This window comes from Acinetobacter sp. 1124_18A (assembly GCF_052824995.1).
Genome location: NZ_VTDF01000038.1, coordinates 1 through 284, shown reverse-complemented (window position 1 = coordinate 284; position 284 = coordinate 1). Strand labels below are relative to the sequence as shown.

Genomic DNA, 284 nt, shown 5'->3' with positions numbered 1-284 from the left:
CAGGATGTTGTTCGGGTGAGTTATGACACGACGATCAATAAGACCAATACCCTTCAACTTAAAGAAGGAATTACTGCCTCCGACATTATTTTAAAGCAGGTTTCTGACCCTGATGTTGGCGGTAATAGTGCCTTGGAGGTATCCATCTCTGGTAGTACGGACAAGATTACGTTTAATGGCTTTCTTTATCAGGACAGTCCAGTCAATAACTATAACTCGCTCCAACGAATCGAGTTTGCAGATGGCACGAGCCTGACGGTTGCAGATATTCTGACGAAGTTGTA

General features: G+C 43.7%; 1 protein-coding gene. It reads left to right on the top strand.

The genetic code is table 11. From position 1 onward, the window contains the following. Positions 1–15: 15 nt before the first annotated feature. A partial coding sequence (locus FY048_RS19015) for a calcium-binding protein (protein ID WP_446092179.1) occupies positions 16–284 on the top strand: 269 nt, incomplete at its 3' end.